Source organism: Phnomibacter sp. (assembly GCF_036803085.1).
Taxonomy (GTDB): Bacteria; Bacteroidota; Bacteroidia; order Chitinophagales; family Chitinophagaceae; genus Phnomibacter.
This window is the reverse complement of record NZ_DAIRUZ010000002.1, coordinates 641256-657992: the sequence shown is the minus strand read 5'-3', so window position 1 is coordinate 657992 and position 16737 is coordinate 641256. Positions and strand designations below refer to the sequence as shown.

Genomic DNA, 16737 nt, shown 5'->3' with positions numbered 1-16737 from the left:
CGATAGCTATCGGGATGAGCTACCGCACCATCCTTTCCCCTTTCGGGGCTGCAAATATAGGTGCTCAATGCAATCGGCAAAAAAGAAATTTAAAAACGAATCAGGTATGGCCGATCAGGGTGAGCCCGTTAGTCTGAACAATGGCTGCAGCTATACGCAGGTGTGGCTGTGCCAAACGAGCACCATCATCAATATTACCCCCACTGCCCTTAGTGTAAATAGTTGCTAATCAATGGTTAAACGCCCAAAAAAATAATCCCAAACATGCCACATCGTGGTGGCTGCCACCTAATTTTATGCCGTCTGTAAGCGGTCGCCTTTTTTTGTATACCTGGCCGCTTATCTTACTCCAACCGGCTATTACCCACCTAGAAAGGGATCCGAATAGCAGTGACGGGGCCCGGTATTCCAGCTACCGGCGCCCTGTTTTTTTACCAAAAACTCCGACTGAACAGCAAACGAAATCTGCTAGTGGCGTGTTGGCATTCTCCTTTGCTTCTTACCCGATGCCACACAATTGTGCCATTACAGGCATGCAGAGCAAGGTTGCTAACAAATGATTAATTGGGAAATATCTGCCAGGTTAGAAAGGCGTTCGATAGTGAAAGCACATCGGTGTATCCCGAGTTGTTGAACATTACCTTGAAAGTATAGCTTCCTGCCGGGTAATCCACCACTATCGGACCACTGGCCAAAACCCCCGATCGCCAGGCATAACCCAAACCGCCGGAATAAGCAGACCGAACCAATTCTGTTCCTCCTACAATATTGCGGTACAACAGCATGGTAGCGCTGGGGTTTTCGCAGGCAAGACAATAATTGCCCGAATAATTGCCTGAAAGATGAAATACAACACGGGCTGGTGTAGCCAGGTTGATAGCCGCCGTTAGCCCGGGCACATCTACCGACGGCCCGTTTTCATTCGCAGATACAGAAAAACCAGACTGTTTGGCCTGGTAATAATATCCTGGCCGGCTATAATAAGCTGGCCCTGCTCCACCACTGGTTACTACTTCACCATTGGCACCCTGATTGCCGGTAAGTGCCAGTGCACCGGTTGGTTTCACAGAAAAACGCTCATTAAATGTACCTGCTGCATCGTAGCCAATGGCCACATCTGCATTAGGGTTGTCGCTGTATATCTGCAAACGGTTGCCTGCCATGCCAAAGCCCGCATCACCCAACGTACCGGGATACAGGGTAATTTTTTTGCCCAGGGTAGCGGCAAATGCCAGCGGTGCATTGGGCAGGTTATTGCCAATGCCCACACGTCCATTTGTAATATCGTAGGTAAAGCCCCATTGTGTGGGCCCACCGTAAAAGCCAATGTTTCTGTCGTTTTGAGTGCCCATAAATCCAATAGCGGCAGTATTATCGGGCTTATACAGCCATATGCCACCGCCGCCCCCGGCATTGGTAGCATCACCATTGCGTAGGTGCAACCTGCCATTCAGATACATGCCCTCCAGGCCGGAATTAAAAATGCGGGCCCGTTCGGTAAAGCTGCCACTACGGCCATAACCAAAGGCAATATTGGAATTGGCAACATCGGCATAGAGTTGCAAATAGGTGCTTTGTACACCTATGCCATAATGGGCGTTGTTGCCATTGCCCCACAGCACCAGTTTATTGCCCAATGTATTGGCAAAACTTAGCGGGCCGGTAGGTGCATTGGTGCCAATGCCCACGTTTTGTGCAGTTGCTATTAGGGATAGTTGCTGCATCATCAACAACAGCAGTAATCTGACAAGGGCTTTTTCTTTCATGGGGAGTATTTGCTGCTAAAATCAGCATTACAGCCCAACCGGCTTATCAACGAAAACAGGGAATTTGAGCGTTGACTGCCGCTCTTCTGCCGCAAAAAAATCCCCGGCTGACCAGCAACCGGGGATTGGTATATCAAGCAATAATTTCACTCAATCACCATTGACACATTCTCTATTAGAACTCGCAGTTCTTTGGTGTTCTGGCAAAAGGTATCACGTCGCGGATATTGGTCATGCCGCTTACAAATTGCACCATGCGTTCGAAGCCAAGGCCAAAGCCGCTGTGCGGACAGCCACCGAAGCGGCGGGTATCGAGGAACCACTCCATTTCATGAGTGGGTACGCCCATGGCTTCCATGCGGGCCACCAGCCTGTAGTAGCGTTCTTCTCTTTGTGAACCGCCCACAATTTCGCCAATGCCGGGGGCGAGGATGTCCATGGCAGCAACGGTTTCTTTGCCGGGCTCGCAGCCATCGTTCATGCGCATGTAAAAGGCCTTGATAGCGGCAGGATAACCAGTTACGATTACTGGCTTTTTGAAATGCTTTTCTACTAGGTAGCGTTCGTGTTCGCTTTGCAGGTCGATGCCCCACTGCACATCGTACTGAAACTTCTTCTTTTTGTACGGGGTACTGTTGCGAAGGATGTCGATGGCTTCGGTATAGGTGATGCGTTCAAACTCGTTGTTGAGCACAAACTCCAGTTTTTCAATGAGGCCCAACTCGCTGCGCTTGTCTTGCGGCAGGCTTTTCTCTTCGTCTTTCAGGCGGTTGTCGAGGAATTCGAGGTCGTCGGCGTTGCGTTCCAAAGCAGCTTTGATGAGGAACTTGATGTACGCCTCGGCCAGGTTCATGTTGTCTTCGATGTCGTAAAACGCCATTTCGGGTTCAATCATCCAAAACTCGGCGAGGTGGCGGGCCGTGTTACTGTTTTCGGCACGGAAGGTGGGGCCGAAGGTGTAGATTTCGCTAAAGGCCATGGCACCCAGTTCGCCTTCGAGCTGACCGCTTACGGTGAGGTTGGTGCTTTTGCCAAAAAAGTCCTGGCTGAAATCGATGCTGCCATCGTCGGTACGGGGGGCGCTGCCATCAATGGGCAGGGTGGTGACGCGAAACATTTCGCCGGCACCTTCGGCATCGCTGGCGGTAATGATGGGGCTGTTCCAGTACACAAAGCCGCGACCCTGAAAGAATTCGTGGGTGGCGCTGGCGAGGGTGTTGCGCACCCTGAAAACGGCACCAAAGGTGTTGGTACGCATCCTCAGGTGGGCAATTTCCCGCAGGAACTCGAGGCTGTGTTTTTTGGGTTGCAGCGGAAACTTTTCGGCATCGCTGTCGCCCAATATTTCTATTTGCTCGGCCTTGATTTCTACCTTTTGGCCACTGCCTACGCTGGGTACCAGTTGGCCGCTTACTTTGATGCAGGCGCCGGTGGTAATGCGTTTGAGCAGGACTTCGTCGGTATTTTCAAAGTCTACTACAATCTGGATATTATTGATGGTGCTGCCATCGTTGAGGGCTATAAAACGGTTGCTGCGAAAGGTGCGCACCCAACCCATGATAATAATGTGCTGGTTAGTGGGGTCACTAACCAGAGCGTCCTTAATTTTTGTACGAATGTTGAAAGCCATAAAGCATGTTCTGTTTTTAAAGCTGAAGTATGCACTGCAGCCACAAGTGAGTGACACAACGCAGCTGCCATGAGCACTGCAGTTGGTATCATAAAAAAAGCCCCTGTTGGGGGGCTGCAAAGATACAGGCAGCGGGTAAATGCCCACAATGGTTTATTGTGCCAAACATTTACCCAAAGGTCTAGCTGCTATTGCGGAATAGCAGCGACAAACAAACGGCTGGCAAATACGATGATGTTGTGGGTGTTGCTGTTAGTAACCGAAACCGAAAAAGTGTAGGTGCCGGCACCACCTGTAATGAGTTCTACGCCGGAAGAGTAGGTCATGTTTGTGCCGTTGACGATTTGTGCATTGTCGATAAAGTTGCCTTGCAGCAGGCCATTTCTGAATACCCGCACATTGAAGCTGGCGTAGGAATGCTCACAAAAAGTGCAAAATGTAGACCCTAGAAAAGTGGTGAAATTGAGGATGATTTTGTTGTTGGCGGAAGGCAGGTTAATGGAGAATGTACCGGTTTCTATACCGGGAATAACGATGTCGTTGGCGTTGGCGGCAATGGTGTAAGCGTTGCTGGGTTGACGCATCACCTGCACATTGTTGTACAACCAGTTGGAGGGCGAAGTCCAGCTGGCGGAGGCTCCTGACCCGTTGGATTGTAAGGTTTGTCCTGCATTGCCGGTGTTGCCGCTCACTGCCAGTGCACCGTTTGGTTTCACCGCAAAACGTTCATTAAAAAGGCCGGAAGCATCGTAGCCAATGGCTACATCGGCATTGGGATTGTCACTGTAAATCTGCAAGCGGTTGCCGGCCACACCGAAACCCACATCGCCTGTGGCACCGGGGTAAAGGGTAATTTTTTTGCCCAGCGTGGGGCCAAAAGCCAATGGTGCATTGGGGTTTTCGTTGCCAATACCCACCCGGCTGTTGCTGGTGTTGTAGGTGAAGCCCCAGCCGGCACTGCCGCCATAAAAGCCGATGTTTTGGCTGTTTTGGGTACCCATAAAACCAATTTGAGCGGTATTGGTGGGGTTGTACAGCCAAACGCCGCCACCACCACCCAGGTTAGTGGGATCGCCGTTGCGTAGGTGCAGGCGGCCATTGAGGTACATGCCTTCGATGCCACTGTTGTAAATGCGGGCCCTTTCGGTAAATGCTCCGCTACGGCCATAGCCAAAACTGATGTTGCTGTTGAAGGCATCGGCGTACAGCTGCAGGGTAGAGCCCTGAATGCCCAATCCATAATGGGCAGCATTTCCATCGCCCCAGAGCACAATTTTATTGCCCAGCTGGCTGGCAAAACTGAGGGGACCGGTAGGCGTATTGGTACCAATGCCTACGTTTTGGGCAAATGCCGCTTGGTGCAAAGCACCAATGAGCAGCAGACTGGGGATGAACTTTTTCATAATGGGTAAAGGCTATTTTATCTGCACACCTTGCAGCAATCCGCGGCCGCTGAGGCTGGGGCCGCTGTTCATGCCTATTTGGGCAGTGGCACCTGCAATTTCGATGCTTTTATCGCCATAACCAAGATTGCTGCCTACACTTACCCCTGCTTCGGCGGTCACGGTCCAGTTGGTAATTTGTTTGTCGTTCCATTCCAGCTTGCCCCGTACTTCTGCTTTGGCTTCGGCCGCCACAGGGCCCTTTTCCCAGCCTTTGCTTACGCCTGCTGTGACTTCCAAAGAAGCGGCCAGCAGGATGTCTTTGTCCATGTCTATTTTGCGGTTGTACTCCACCGGCCCCAGTTTGAGGTGGCCGCTGAGGCGGCTACAGTTGCTGGTAATCTGGAACAAACCGAGGTCCATGCTGCTGTTGTACTGGCAGGCAATGTCGTCGAACTCGGCAAGGCCCTTACCGGAGGGCGGAGTTTGGGGTTTGCTTTTGCAAAATGGCCCAAGGGCAGCAAACTGCACCGGCTGATCTGCAATGGCGCTGAGCCAACTTATTTTGGCTTGCAATTTGGTGGCTTCAAATTGGGTGGGCCATTGAATGTACTGGTAGTAATACATTTCGTTGTTGAGGCGGCGCAGGTTTTCATCGAGCCAATTTTTGTAGCTGCGCTCCAGTAAGGGGTTGGCGGCGGCTAAAAATTTTGAGTTCACAGCATTGTATTCGGCGCAGTAGGCCTCCAGCGGGTTGGGGCGGCCTTCGCCAATGAGGGGGTCATATTTTTCTTGCACCGCCTTGAGGTCTGCCTGCCGTTGTTGGTCAAGCAGTGCTACTTTTTGGTGGGCATCGGCCATAGCCTGGGCCAGCTTTTGAATGCGGAATTGTTGTCCACCGTCTTTGTCTTCGATGTAGTAGCGTAGCTTAATACTGGCAGCTTCGGCAAAAGGGGGCAATGGCTGCGGTGGTGGCACTCCGCTAAAGGGATTGTAGTTGAGCAATGCATGGTTGAGTTGCTGCTGTTCTTCAAATGCTTGCTGTTGGGTTCGTTCATATTTAATTTTCAGTTCTGCCATTTCCAGCCGGCATTGCTCCTTGAACTTATCCCATTCTTTTTCGAGTATTACCGATTGCTCTACAGTGGCAGGATAGGCTGGCCAGGTAAAGCGGTGCAGGCCCAGTGCATCGGCAGGCATGGTGGAGGGGAGGCGCAGGTTGCTACCATTGTATCGTTCACCGTATTTACGCAGTTGATTTACCTTATCGTTGCTGAACGATTCATCCAGCGATTTGCGGATGGCTTCGGCAGCGGCTTTGGTATTGCCTTTGCTCTCGGATATGTTGGCCTTGGCCAAATTGGCCTGCGAGTGGCCGGGGTAAATACGGATAGCGCTGTCGAGGTATTGTTCGGCTTTCAGCAAATCGCCCAAACCCAGCCATGCCTGCCCTATGTTGTTGAGGATGGTGCTGTTGCGGGGATACTCTTGGTTGAGCCGTTGCAAAATGGGCAGTGCCAGTTGTTCGGCACCGGCCATGCTCAGCATGCTGGCGTAGTTGTTGAGGGTGTTAGGGTTGGCAGCATCTGCTACGGCAGTCTTACTCATCACGTATAGTGCCTGCAGGGGCATTTTGCCCATCCACAAACCCACGGCTGCATTGGCTGCATGTACGGAGCTGCCAGCAGCTTGCAGTAGTTTGTCGGCTTCGGTTTTGTCGGCAGCAGAAATTTTTGCAGCGATGGCCATTTGTAATTTTTGCAAATAAGCTGGCATGGCTGCAGTAGCAGGGGTGGCTGGTATGGCAGCAATTTTGGCCGGATTCTTTTTAGGTACTATCGGTTCTTCCGCATTCATATCCATGCCTGCCGCTTGCATCAATCCTTGTGCGTTGTTAAGCATGCCGCCCATTTTTTTCAGCATATCCAATTGCTGGCGCAGCATGCTGAGTTCTTGTTTGGCGTTGGCCAACTCATCGGCATCGGTCATGGTTTTCATGTCGGCTTCCAGCTGGGCAATGTCTTTTTCCAGTTGTTTTATTTCTGCCGCCATTTCGGCATTGATGCTGGCTTTTGGATTGGCTTTGGGCTTGGGTTGTGCCTGCATACCAACGCACAACAGCACAGCAAGGAGTGAGCAGAGGAGCGTTTTCATGTTAATGTTTTGGTGCGGTCAGAGATTGAAGCATCATTTGTATATCAGCAATTTTTTTATTGGCTTCCTGCAATTGCTGTTGTTGTTCTTTAATGGCATTTATGAGCAGAAAAATGTAGGCCTGATGATCTACCCAACGCATGTCCTGCACGGTGCCTTCAGTGGTTTGGCGTACCATGTAAGGGGCAATTTTTTCCAACTCTTGTGCAATGATGCCGATTTGAGTTTGGGTACTGGCAAAGGGTGCATTGGCTTTGTAATCGAACTGTACGGGATGGATTTGATTAATGACATTGAGCCCATCGGTAAAGGGCACAATGTTTTCTTTTAAGCGTTCATCGCTAAAGCTGCCCACGCTGCCGGTGGCGGTGAGTACGGCGCCATTGCGTATTTCCATGCCTTTTACCGCACCATACAAATTGCCTGAGCCGGTGCCATTGGTATAAAACTCCAGCTTGCCGGTAAAGCTGCCGTTGTCGCCGCTTTGAATGATGCCTGGGCGCCATTGGCTGGCCAGGCCGTAATCACTTACAAACTCGAGAGCTGCGGGGCCAAAGCCGCCGCGGTTGCCAATCACTATTTTGGTGGGGTTGGCACTGGGGCCTGCCACTACTTCGAGCCGTTGTTGCGGATTGCTGCTGCCGATACCCGTATTGCCGTTGCGCAAAACGGTGATGGCATTGTTTCGGGCGGCAGCTGAAGCTCCATTGCCCACCTGGAAAATCCGGTCTGTTGCCACGGCCTTGGTACCAACCGGTGCATCTGTAATATCGTTGTATGTACCAGCTACAAAACCGGCGTAGCTTTTGGCTCTTGTGCCTTCGCCTAATGCTGCAGCGGCTATTCCACTGGCTTGAACATCATAGCCCATACTGGTAGCAACAACTCCTGTAGCATAACTGGATAAGCCCGTAGCAAGTGAAGCGTATGCAGATGCCACATTGCCATCACCCAACACACTCGAAAAATCGCCACTGGCGATAGTGCTATTACCCATGGCTACTGCACCATACCCACTGGCTTTTGTGTCGATGCCGAGCCCTATGGAGTATTTACCAATATTGTCTTTATCCCATAATGAGCCATTTACAAATCCTGCCCTGAAAGCTGCTTTTTCTGGATACCACATGAGTCGACTGCCTGCGCCGCTTGTGGGTGGCGGAATGGGCGTGTCTTGATAGCCGGGAGTCGGGTTAGGACCGGTAAATAAAACGGCACCATTGTCGACATGAAATCTGGCCAGGGGCTGCAGAATACCCAAGCCCGTATTGCCATTGCGCAACACCGTCATGGCATTGCTGCGACCGGCTACTGTGCCATTGCCAATCTGAAACAACCTGTCGGTGGGTAGGCTATTTCCTGGTATAATGACATCGCTGGTATCGTTAAGGCTGCCAAATGCAATACTGCCGTAAGAGCGGGCCCTTGTTTCGTTACCAATGGCCACAGCCATGTCGTTAGAGGCCTGTGCACGGTAGCCCATTGCATAGCTGTACACACCGGTAGCTTTTGCCTCGGTGCCCATGGCCATGGCACCCTGGGCCAGCGCTTCGGTATTTTGCCCCAAGGCCACACAAGAAAAACCAGCAGCATTGGCACTAATGCCCATGGCAATAGAGGTATTGGATGTGGCTTTGGCCGATTGACCAAATGCAACAGCAGCAAAACCGCTGGCAGTGTTTGAAGTGCCGAGGGCAACACTGTAATCGGTTGAAGCAATATTGCCAAACCCCATGGCAATGGCATTTCTACCGGCAGCCCTGTTGCCAGAGCCTGCTGCAAAAGATGCGAAGCCCGATGCGGTCGAAAAATCGCCCATGGCAGTAGCCCGATCGCCGTAGGCGGTTGTGCCTGCGCCGCTTGCAAAAGAGGATTCACCCATGGCTTTGGTGCTATTGCCCAAACCGATAGACATAATGCCCATGCTGTCTTTATCCCATTGCAAACCAAAGGCAAGGCCTGCCCGAAAAGCGGCTTTTTGCGGATACCACATTAGCCTTGCACCGGGGCCTTGAACCGGTGGATTGGCAGATGTAGTGTTGACTACGTTGTTTGGTCCGGTGAAGAGCACATTGCTATCGGCTACATGCAATCTGGCTGCAGGGTTGCTGGTACCAATGCCTACATTTTGTGCTTGAGCTAATTGTATCATCAATACAAAAAACGTGATGAGTACACAGCGTGGGATATGCTGGCAAAAAGGAATGGATTGTACCATGAGTTGCTTTTATTTTCTAGTGAGGTGGTATTGCAGGCCGCTGGCTGTCTTGTCTTGTAAATGTAAAATGCGGCCACCACGTATGATTTCAAACTGGCACCAATACGTGTCTGTTTTGCCATTGTATCGGTTGGTAAAACTCACTTCCCAATTGCCATTCATAGTGTAGCGGCCGTTGTATTTCTGCGTAAAGAAAGTTTGGCTGCCCACCATGCCACTGGCGCCGCTGTGCTGGCTGCGGTAGCTGCCATCGGCTGCTATCCAAAACTCTGCACTGTTGCTTACAGCGTTCATGCCTGCATAGTTGCCGGTATTTACATTGTACATCTGCGCATAAGAGCCACTGCTTTCGCTCCAGTTTCCTATAAGGTCGGCAGGGGCTACGGCAAATTTGTTGCAGCGTTGCATGTTGTCCATTTTCAACCACAAATCATCGTAGCTGTTGATAAGCATTTGGTCGTTGCTGGCCACAAAGCTGACACCAAATTCTTTTTCAAATGTGGCCGGGTCGGGGGTGATGAATTCGAGGAATGGTCCGCCACCTCTTCTGAACAAAACTACAAAGTACTTTATGCCTTTAACATCAGTTAAGGTGGCACTAATGCCGGACGAACGCAAGTAGCTCATGTTGCCGTTGAAGGCATAAAAGTTTTGTTTGTCTTTATAGCGGGGAGCCACTAAAGTGTTCCAGGCGTTGGCGTTGATGGTAGGTGTTTGCATGCTGCTCATGTCGATGGCGGCATTGCTGAAATGCAGCAACACTTTGATGTTGCCTTTGCTCACTTCCACCCAATCAGCTTGGACGGTGGCCGTCCAGCCATCATCAAAGTTGGTGGTATGAAACTGGTACATGCCCGCATTGGCTGGTGCAGCAAGCTGCACGGGTTGCACCGGATGGGCAGGCTGCACGGGCTGCGGCTTAGTGGGTGAAGTCGGCGCAGCGGGTTTAGCGGCTTGCCCCTTTGCTATTTCGGCAATGTAGAGCCAGCTTTCTTTTTTAGCTGTTTCAAAATAAATCATGAGGCGGCGGCTGCCTTTGCTGGCCAGGCCCCATTTGTTGTTGCGTTCGTTTATCAGCAATTGCCATCCGTTATGTTCCAATGCTGTGATGATACTGTCGGAGATATCGTTGTTGCTACCCACCGGCAACTGAAATACTTCGTAGTTATCGGACAGTATCCAGTTGCTATCAGCTGCTTCCAAATCCATGGTGGTTTTGGCGGCTACCCGAATGAGGAGCCGTTTATCCGACTTAGTATTAGCAGGCAATGAAATGCCGGCAACAGTACTGCTGCTGGCCGGTTGCAGGTTTTTTTGCGCAAAACTTTGTGTAGGGCAGCAGTAGCATACAGCAGCCAAAAGGAGTAAAAAAAGATGTTGCATACGCTTTGGTAGCGCCAAGGGTTGTGCATGGCGTACGCTGGGGTGAAAATAGCGGTGCAATCACTGTGTCATTTCCCCTAAAAACAGGAAATTACGGGGGCTGTGAACGGGTAGATTTGTGCGTTGCCCGCCGGCATCATTTTATTTGACGCTCATGAAATCAAAGTATTTTTTCCGATGGATGATTGCGGGCTGCATGAGCTTGCTTGTGTCAGCTGTTCATGGCCAAACCCTCATGAACCTCGATAGTTTGTTGCGGTTGTTGCCTGCTACAAAAGCCGACAGCAGCAAGGTGGATTTGTACATCAACATAGGGCAGCAGTATGAAGGCACTCAATTGGAAACTGCAGCACACTATTACCGCCTGGCCGGTGAGCTCAGCCACCAACTTGGATACACTCGTGGTGTCATCAAATACATCAATAACTACACCTACATTTTAAATTTAGTGAGCAAGTACGATTCGTCGTTGCTGCTCAATCAGCAAGCCATCCGCCTGTCGGATACCATCAACGATTCTTTGATGATGGGCAAGGCTTTTTTCAATGCAGGTACTTCGGCCCGATTGTGTGAGAAGCTGCGCCTTGCGGTACAGTATTATTTAGAGGGGCAACGCATATTTGAACGCCACGGCAATGCTTCAATAGAAGCAAGGGGGCACGATATTTTACAATCCTTATATGAAAACCTCGACCAGTTTGACAAGGCCAAAGAACATGGCCGCATAGCCGTGTCATTGTCGAGGGCACAAAACGACAGCCTGTTGCTGATGAGTGCACTGGCCAATTTGGGTATGAGTTATGCCGAGCTCAACCAACTGGATAGCGCAGAAAAAGTATACAACGAATCATTGGCCATTTGCCGTTTGCTGAAAAACGATTATTCAGAAAACATACTGATGCTGAATATGGGTGATTTGTATTTCAATCAACAAAAATTTCAGCAACTCAAACCCATGTATGCAAGAGCCCTGGCCATTAGCACTGCCATGGAGAATATTGAAAACACAGGCATTGCCTTGCGGGGTATGGCCATTGCGCATTTGTACGAAAACGATTATGCCACTGCACTCAGGTATGCACAACGGGCCTTGCAAATTGCTGATTCATTGCATGTGTTATCAGAAAAACAGAAATGTCTGAACACACTGGCCAATATTCATTTTGCCTTACACAATGTAGCCACGGCGGCATCTCTCACCAAGCAGGCATCCATGCTGGCAGACAGCATCAGCAACCAACGGTTGCAACGTGATGTAGCAGAACTGGAAACCATTTATCTGGTGCAGCAAAAAGAAGACCGGTTGGCTCAGCAGCAAGCCAGCCTGCGGCAAAAAAGCAATCTGAATTATGCATTGGGTGCATTGGCGATATTACTGTTGGCCAGCTTGCTGCTGATATGGCGTACCTGGCAGCAAAAGCAAAAACTACAGGCGCAGGAAATAGACCGGTTGCAGCAAGAAAAACAGCTGGTAGCAGCTGAGGCCATTATGCAGGGCGAAGAACAGGAACGCAGCCGGCTGGCGAAAGATTTGCACGATGGATTGGGCGGCATGCTCAGCGGCATCAAGTTTTCATTGCAGCATACCAAGGGCAATGTGTTGCTGAATGATGAAGGCCAGGCTGCTTTCGAAAAAAGCATTGTGATGCTTGACCAATCTATCAATGAAATGCGCCGTGTGGCCCATAACATGATGCCAGAGAGTTTGCTGAAATTCGGCCTCAGCAAAGCCCTCACCGATTTTTGTCATGATATGCAGCAAAGCAGCCAGCTCAGCATCTCCTGCCACTTGCTGGAAGTAGAGAAACTACCCAAGGGTGAAGCCATAAGTGTGTACCGTATCGTACAGGAATTGGTGAACAATATTTTGAAGCATGCACATGCCACAGAAGCATTGATACAAGTAACCCGCCACGATAATGTGCTATCCATTACAGTAGAAGATAACGGTCGTGGTATGCAGCAGCAACAAAACGAAGATGCCGCAGGCATGGGCTGGAACAATATCCGCAGCCGGGTTCATTTTTTAAAAGGCCAGATAGATGTGCAATCAACACCCGAAGCTGGTACGTCGGTGCATATTGAGTGGCCGGTGCAGGGGTAAGCAATGGGAGTAACCTTGAACTACAACAGCTGCTGATCCATGGCAATTTTTACCAATGCAGCGGTGTTTTTAGCAGCCAGTTTTTGCAGCAGGTTTTTGCGGTGGGTATCTACTGTAGATACGCTTACAAACAAACGGTCGGCTATTTCCTGATTGGTGAGGCCTTCGGCAATGAGCTGGAGCACTTCTTTTTCGCGGCGGGTAAGCAGGGTGTTGCCCGTTTTTGCGGCATGTTTTACTACACCTGCAGCTTCGGCACTCAGGTATTTACGGCCATGCATTACTTCGTTGATGGCGGCCACTATTTCATCGCTGCCGGCATTTTTCAGCAGGTAGCCACTGGCACCGTTGTCCATCATTTTTTCTATAAAACTCAGCTGATTGAAAGTGCTGAGCCCAAGGATGAATACATGCGGATACTTTTGCTTCACTTCTTTGCACAACTCTATGCCCGATATATCAGGCAGGTTAATATCCATGAGGATGACATCGGGCTGACGGCTTTGTAAAAAAGCGAGACAAGAGTTGGCGTTGGAAGCATGCCCCATCCACTCAATGCCCTGCTCGGCTTGCAGTAAAGAACGGATACCTTCTACAACCATGTAGTGATCGTCGACTATAAAAACGGTGGTGGCCATTACACATCAAATTCAATGAATACAGAAGTGCCTTTATCGGGCGTTGATTGTACATCTATCTTACCCTGAAGATAGTTGATACGGCTTTGAATATTGCTCCAGCCCATACCGCCGCTGTTGTACAAAGTGGCCGTGTCAAAGCCTTTGCCATCATCTTCTACGGTAATGGTCATGTGCCCATCCTGATAGTTGATTTGTACCAACGCATTTTTAGCAGCAGCATGTTTCAGCACATTGTTGATGAGCTCTTGCACCACCCGGTAAATGCCAATGGCCATCTGTTGATCTAACGATAAGTTGTTTAACTGAAACGATTGGTAGCTCAGTTGTATGGCACCACTTTCGCTTACGCTGTGGCAAAAATCTTTGAGTGCAGCATCGAGCCCAAACTTTACAAGGCTTTCGGGCATCATGTTGTGTGCTACGCGGCGCAACTCTTTAATGGAGCTGTCGAGCATATCAATGCCCCGTTCGAAAGCCGCCTGATTGTCGGGCGTCATCACCAGATTTTCTCGCATATGTTGAAATGAAAATTTTACACCACTCAGCATACCGCCCAGTCCATCGTGCAGGTCTTTGGCCAGGCGGCTGCGTTCTTGCTCTTCTCCTTTTAAAATGGCTTCTGCAGCCATCAGTTGTTTTTCTGTTTCCAGCTGATCAATACGTTGCTGCTGCAGCTGTTGCTTTTGCCGGTAGGTGCGGTAATACAAAGCAACAATGAGCAACACCACAACCAATGCTGCCAACAATACATACATGATAAGACTGCGTTTTTGAAGCGTGATACTCTTAGCTACATTTTCTTTTTCAAGCGTAGAAATGCGGGTTTCTTTTTGCCGGCTTTGATAACGGGCATCATTCAGCAAAATGCGGTTGTGGTTTTGCCGTGCTACCAGACTGTCGGTAAAATTGTTGAGGGCACTGGCTTGCTGCCAGGCCATTTTATAATCGCCAATACCAGCATAGTAAGCCGCCATGTCTTTCAAAATAAATTTCACCTTAGGCAGGTAGTTGTATTGGCGGGCTACCTGCAGGGCTTTGTTGAGGTATGCTTCGGCTGAGTCGTGCTGCTGCAGTTGCAAAAATGCACGGCCCATTTCCCATGCTTCATCGGCTATGTAATACGGATCGTTGTACTGCAAACTCAGCGGGTAAGCCATGCGGTGCTGTTGCAGTGCTTGCTGCCAATCGCCCTTGGCCGCATAGTAATCGCCCCGTGCATTGTGTACATAAATAGCTGACAGTTCATAACTCGCTTTGGGCAACAAACTATCGGCTTTGCGCAGCAGTTGCAGGCCTTCCTGCATTTTATTGAGGCGGAAGCAAATGGCGGCTTTACGGGCAATGCTGTGCACTGCTTCGTCGTAAAAAAGTTTACTGGATAAATGGTCGATGCTGCGCTGCAAATAAAAATTGGCCTGCTCCCATTGTTGCATATCAATGTAGATGAAGGCCACATTAAAATGTGCTATTAACAGCGAAGTAGAGTCTTTCAGTTTTTCGAATTGCTCAATGCTGCGCAGGTAATATTGCTGTGCTGTTTCCAGTTCGTTGATCAGACTGTAGGCTGTACCTAAATTATTGAGCACAGCCGCCAAACCCCAGGTGCGGCGGTCATTATCGGGCAGCTGCAGGTACATTTTTTCAGTCCTTTCGTCGCTGGCTATGCTTTGTATATAGTCGCCTTTTCCGTAAAGAGCAATGCCTTTGTTGAGGTAATAATCCACTGCCAACAGATTGTAGCCCTTGGCAAAAGATTCGTTGGCGCCATCTTCCAGCACCTTCATACCCTTGTCAAAATTGTTGCGGGCAAGTGCCAGCCCATAGCGGCGCAAATACATGAGCCGTGCAGAATCGTTGGGTGCTTGTTGTGCCAGTTTGTAAATGCTGTCGAGTGCAGCAGTTTGTGCCACGGCCGCAGGCAGGGGCAGCAGCAAGTGCAGCACAAGTAGCAGCAAGGCTGCCCGTAAAAAATGGTACGTGGTTTGGCGCATGAAAAAGTAGATCAGGTGAAGGGGTAGTTTCCCTCAAGTGTACTGTTTATTTCAACACTACACAACAACTTCACCCCGGCAAGTAAGCAATCCTTGCCGCATGCTGCCATCCCTGTTTTTCAGGATTTTACATTACACCACTACCATTTCGTAAAATAGTTCAGGTTGCAGGTAGCGGTTGGCCAGCTCCTGCAATTGGCCGGCCGATATGGTTTTGATATTGTGAATGGCGTTGTAGAAATATTGATCGTCTACCCCGTGCAGCACATAGCTTTTCCAGCGGCCAATGATGTGAAAGGGGCCATCCAGATCGCCGAGTATAGAACCGAGCATGTAGTTGCGTACCAGCAGGAGTTCTTCCTCATCTACCGGCTCGTTGCGCAGCAGCTCCATTTCCTTGTACACTTCGGCTATGGTGGCTTCGCATACGTCGCGGCCGGCTTCGGTGCTAATCATCCAGGCACTTTGCTCCACATGGTTTTGCAGGTAGCTGTGTATGCCATACGTGTAGCCTTTTTCTTCGCGGATATTGCTCATGAGGCGACTGCCAAAAAAACCGCCAAACAAGATATTGAGCACACTCACTCCTTGAAAATCGGGGTGGTGACGGTTGGGAAAATTGCGGGCCATGCGAATGGCACCCTGTACGCCGTTGGCATCGTTGCTGATGCGGATGTGCCGCTCTCCATTCACCTGTTGCGGCACTGCCAGCGGAGAGGCTTTGGTAAACACTGCAGGCTTCAGTGGCAGGTCGCCAAACTGCGCATTGAGTTGATCGAATAAATCTTCGGGCAGCTGGCCAGCCACAAATAACACACAATGCCCCTGCTGGTAGTGCTGTTGGTAAAAGGATAGCAAGTCGTTGCGTTGCAGTGCATCCAATGCTTCGGCAGAACTGTATTTGCCGTAAGGATGATTGGCACCGTACAAATGCACATCAATTTCGCGGTTGGCTACAAAATCGCATTTCTGCAGGTTTACCTGCAGGCGCTGCTTGCTGTTGGTGACGAAAATATCGAGCTCCTCCTGCGGAAAAATGGCATCGGTCAAAATTTCCCGCACTACGGGCAGCAGGTGGCTCAGGTGTTTGCTGAGACTGTGGAGGGTAATGTTGCTGGTTTCGTTGTAGCAGTTGCGGTTGAGGTAGCTGCCATAAAAATCGAAGTGCTCGTTAATGTCGAAAGCACTGCGGCGGCTGGTGCCATTTTTCAGCAAAAAGTTGGTAGCACTGGCCACCATGTTAGCAGGCTCGTGGCTGTTGCCTGCCATGAACACCCACTCCAGTTGTACCACGGCTTCTTCGCCGGCATGCAGGGCATATACCTGCACCCCGTTGTTGAGGGTCCAAATGTTTACAGGTTTCAGTTGAAACGAAAAATCAACGGCATTTTTAATGAGGGGGGCAGTATGGCGATCCGGCATAGGTGTCTTCTTTTGTAAAACGACTGCAAATGTAGGCGTTCGTAGC

The 16737-nt window shown here is 50.1% G+C and carries 11 protein-coding genes; 2 read left to right on the top strand and 9 right to left on the bottom strand.

Annotated features, from left to right (window positions below; genetic code table 11):
* The first annotated feature begins 67 nt into the window (after positions 1 to 67).
* Entirely contained in the window at positions 68 to 229 is a 162-nt protein-coding gene (locus tag V7Q13_RS06555; protein ID WP_333799881.1) for a hypothetical protein, read from the top strand.
* Positions 230 to 560: 331 nt separating this feature from the next.
* Here the strand turns inward: V7Q13_RS06555 and V7Q13_RS06550 are convergent, their stop codons facing one another.
* The 6 genes from V7Q13_RS06550 to V7Q13_RS06525 all read right to left on the bottom strand — a co-directional run bounded on the left by V7Q13_RS06550 (position 561) and on the right by V7Q13_RS06525 (position 10533).
* Entirely contained in the window at positions 561 to 1766 is a 1206-nt protein-coding gene (locus V7Q13_RS06550; RefSeq protein ID WP_333799880.1) for a hypothetical protein, read from the bottom strand.
* Positions 1767 to 1941: 175 nt separating this feature from the next.
* Positions 1942 to 3396 carry an asparagine--tRNA ligase gene (asnS, locus tag V7Q13_RS06545; protein ID WP_333799879.1) on the bottom strand — a complete coding sequence of 485 codons (1455 nt, stop codon included), beginning with the start codon at positions 3394 to 3396 and terminating at the stop codon, positions 1942 to 1944.
* A gap of 188 nt (positions 3397 to 3584) precedes the next feature.
* Complete coding sequence (locus V7Q13_RS06540; protein WP_333799878.1) at positions 3585 to 4799, bottom strand: hypothetical protein; 1215 nt, start codon at positions 4797 to 4799, stop codon at positions 3585 to 3587.
* Positions 4800 to 4811: 12 nt separating this feature from the next.
* Positions 4812 to 6932, bottom strand: a complete 2121-nt coding sequence (locus V7Q13_RS06535; protein WP_333799877.1) for a tetratricopeptide repeat protein — start codon at positions 6930 to 6932, stop codon at positions 4812 to 4814.
* Position 6933: 1 nt separating this feature from the next.
* Positions 6934 to 9150 (bottom strand): tail fiber domain-containing protein, encoded by a 2217-nt coding sequence (locus tag V7Q13_RS06530; RefSeq protein ID WP_333799876.1) that lies wholly within the window; start codon positions 9148 to 9150, stop codon positions 6934 to 6936.
* Positions 9151 to 9159: 9 nt separating this feature from the next.
* Positions 9160 to 10533, bottom strand: a complete 1374-nt coding sequence (locus V7Q13_RS06525) for a hypothetical protein (RefSeq protein WP_333799875.1) — start codon at positions 10531 to 10533, stop codon at positions 9160 to 9162.
* 208 nt (positions 10534 to 10741) lie between these two features.
* On the opposite strand from V7Q13_RS06525, the gene V7Q13_RS06520 reads away from it, so the two are divergent.
* On the top strand, positions 10742 to 12637 hold the full coding sequence (locus tag V7Q13_RS06520) for a tetratricopeptide repeat-containing sensor histidine kinase (RefSeq protein WP_333799874.1): 1896 nt from the start codon (positions 10742 to 10744) through the stop codon (positions 12635 to 12637).
* A gap of 20 nt (positions 12638 to 12657) precedes the next feature.
* On the opposite strand, the gene V7Q13_RS06515 is transcribed toward V7Q13_RS06520, so the two are convergent.
* The 3 genes from V7Q13_RS06515 to V7Q13_RS06505 all read right to left on the bottom strand — a co-directional run bounded on the left by V7Q13_RS06515 (position 12658) and on the right by V7Q13_RS06505 (position 16691).
* Positions 12658 to 13275 (bottom strand): response regulator transcription factor, encoded by a 618-nt coding sequence (locus V7Q13_RS06515; protein WP_333799873.1) that lies wholly within the window; start codon positions 13273 to 13275, stop codon positions 12658 to 12660.
* A complete protein-coding gene (locus V7Q13_RS06510; RefSeq protein WP_333799872.1) occupies positions 13275 to 15269 on the bottom strand; it encodes a tetratricopeptide repeat-containing sensor histidine kinase in 1995 nt (664 codons plus the stop codon). Before V7Q13_RS06510 ends, V7Q13_RS06515 begins: the two co-directional genes overlap by 1 nt.
* Before the next feature lie 132 nt (positions 15270 to 15401).
* A complete protein-coding gene (locus tag V7Q13_RS06505) occupies positions 15402 to 16691 on the bottom strand; it encodes a M16 family metallopeptidase (protein ID WP_333799871.1) in 1290 nt (429 codons plus the stop codon).
* Positions 16692 to 16737: the final 46 nt, after the last annotated feature.

Coding starts and splice junctions, on each gene's coding strand:
- asnS (WP_333799879.1), bottom strand. CDS start 3,396: ATGGCTTTCAACATTCGTACAAAAATTAAGGACGCTCTGGTTAGTGAC.
- V7Q13_RS06535 (WP_333799877.1), bottom strand. CDS start 6,932: ATGAAAACGCTCCTCTGCTCACTCCTTGCTGTGCTGTTGTGCGTTGGT.
- V7Q13_RS06530 (WP_333799876.1), bottom strand. CDS start 9,150: ATGGTACAATCCATTCCTTTTTGCCAGCATATCCCACGCTGTGTACTC.
- V7Q13_RS06505 (WP_333799871.1), bottom strand. CDS start 16,691: ATGCCGGATCGCCATACTGCCCCCCTCATTAAAAATGCCGTTGATTTT.
- V7Q13_RS06550 (WP_333799880.1), bottom strand. CDS start 1,766: ATGAAAGAAAAAGCCCTTGTCAGATTACTGCTGTTGTTGATGATGCAG.
- V7Q13_RS06515 (WP_333799873.1), bottom strand. CDS start 13,275: ATGGCCACCACCGTTTTTATAGTCGACGATCACTACATGGTTGTAGAA.
- V7Q13_RS06525 (WP_333799875.1), bottom strand. CDS start 10,533: ATGCAACATCTTTTTTTACTCCTTTTGGCTGCTGTATGCTACTGCTGC.
- V7Q13_RS06540 (WP_333799878.1), bottom strand. CDS start 4,799: ATGAAAAAGTTCATCCCCAGTCTGCTGCTCATTGGTGCTTTGCACCAA.
- V7Q13_RS06510 (WP_333799872.1), bottom strand. CDS start 15,269: ATGCGCCAAACCACGTACCATTTTTTACGGGCAGCCTTGCTGCTACTT.
- V7Q13_RS06555 (WP_333799881.1), top strand. CDS start 68: ATGCAATCGGCAAAAAAGAAATTTAAAAACGAATCAGGTATGGCCGAT.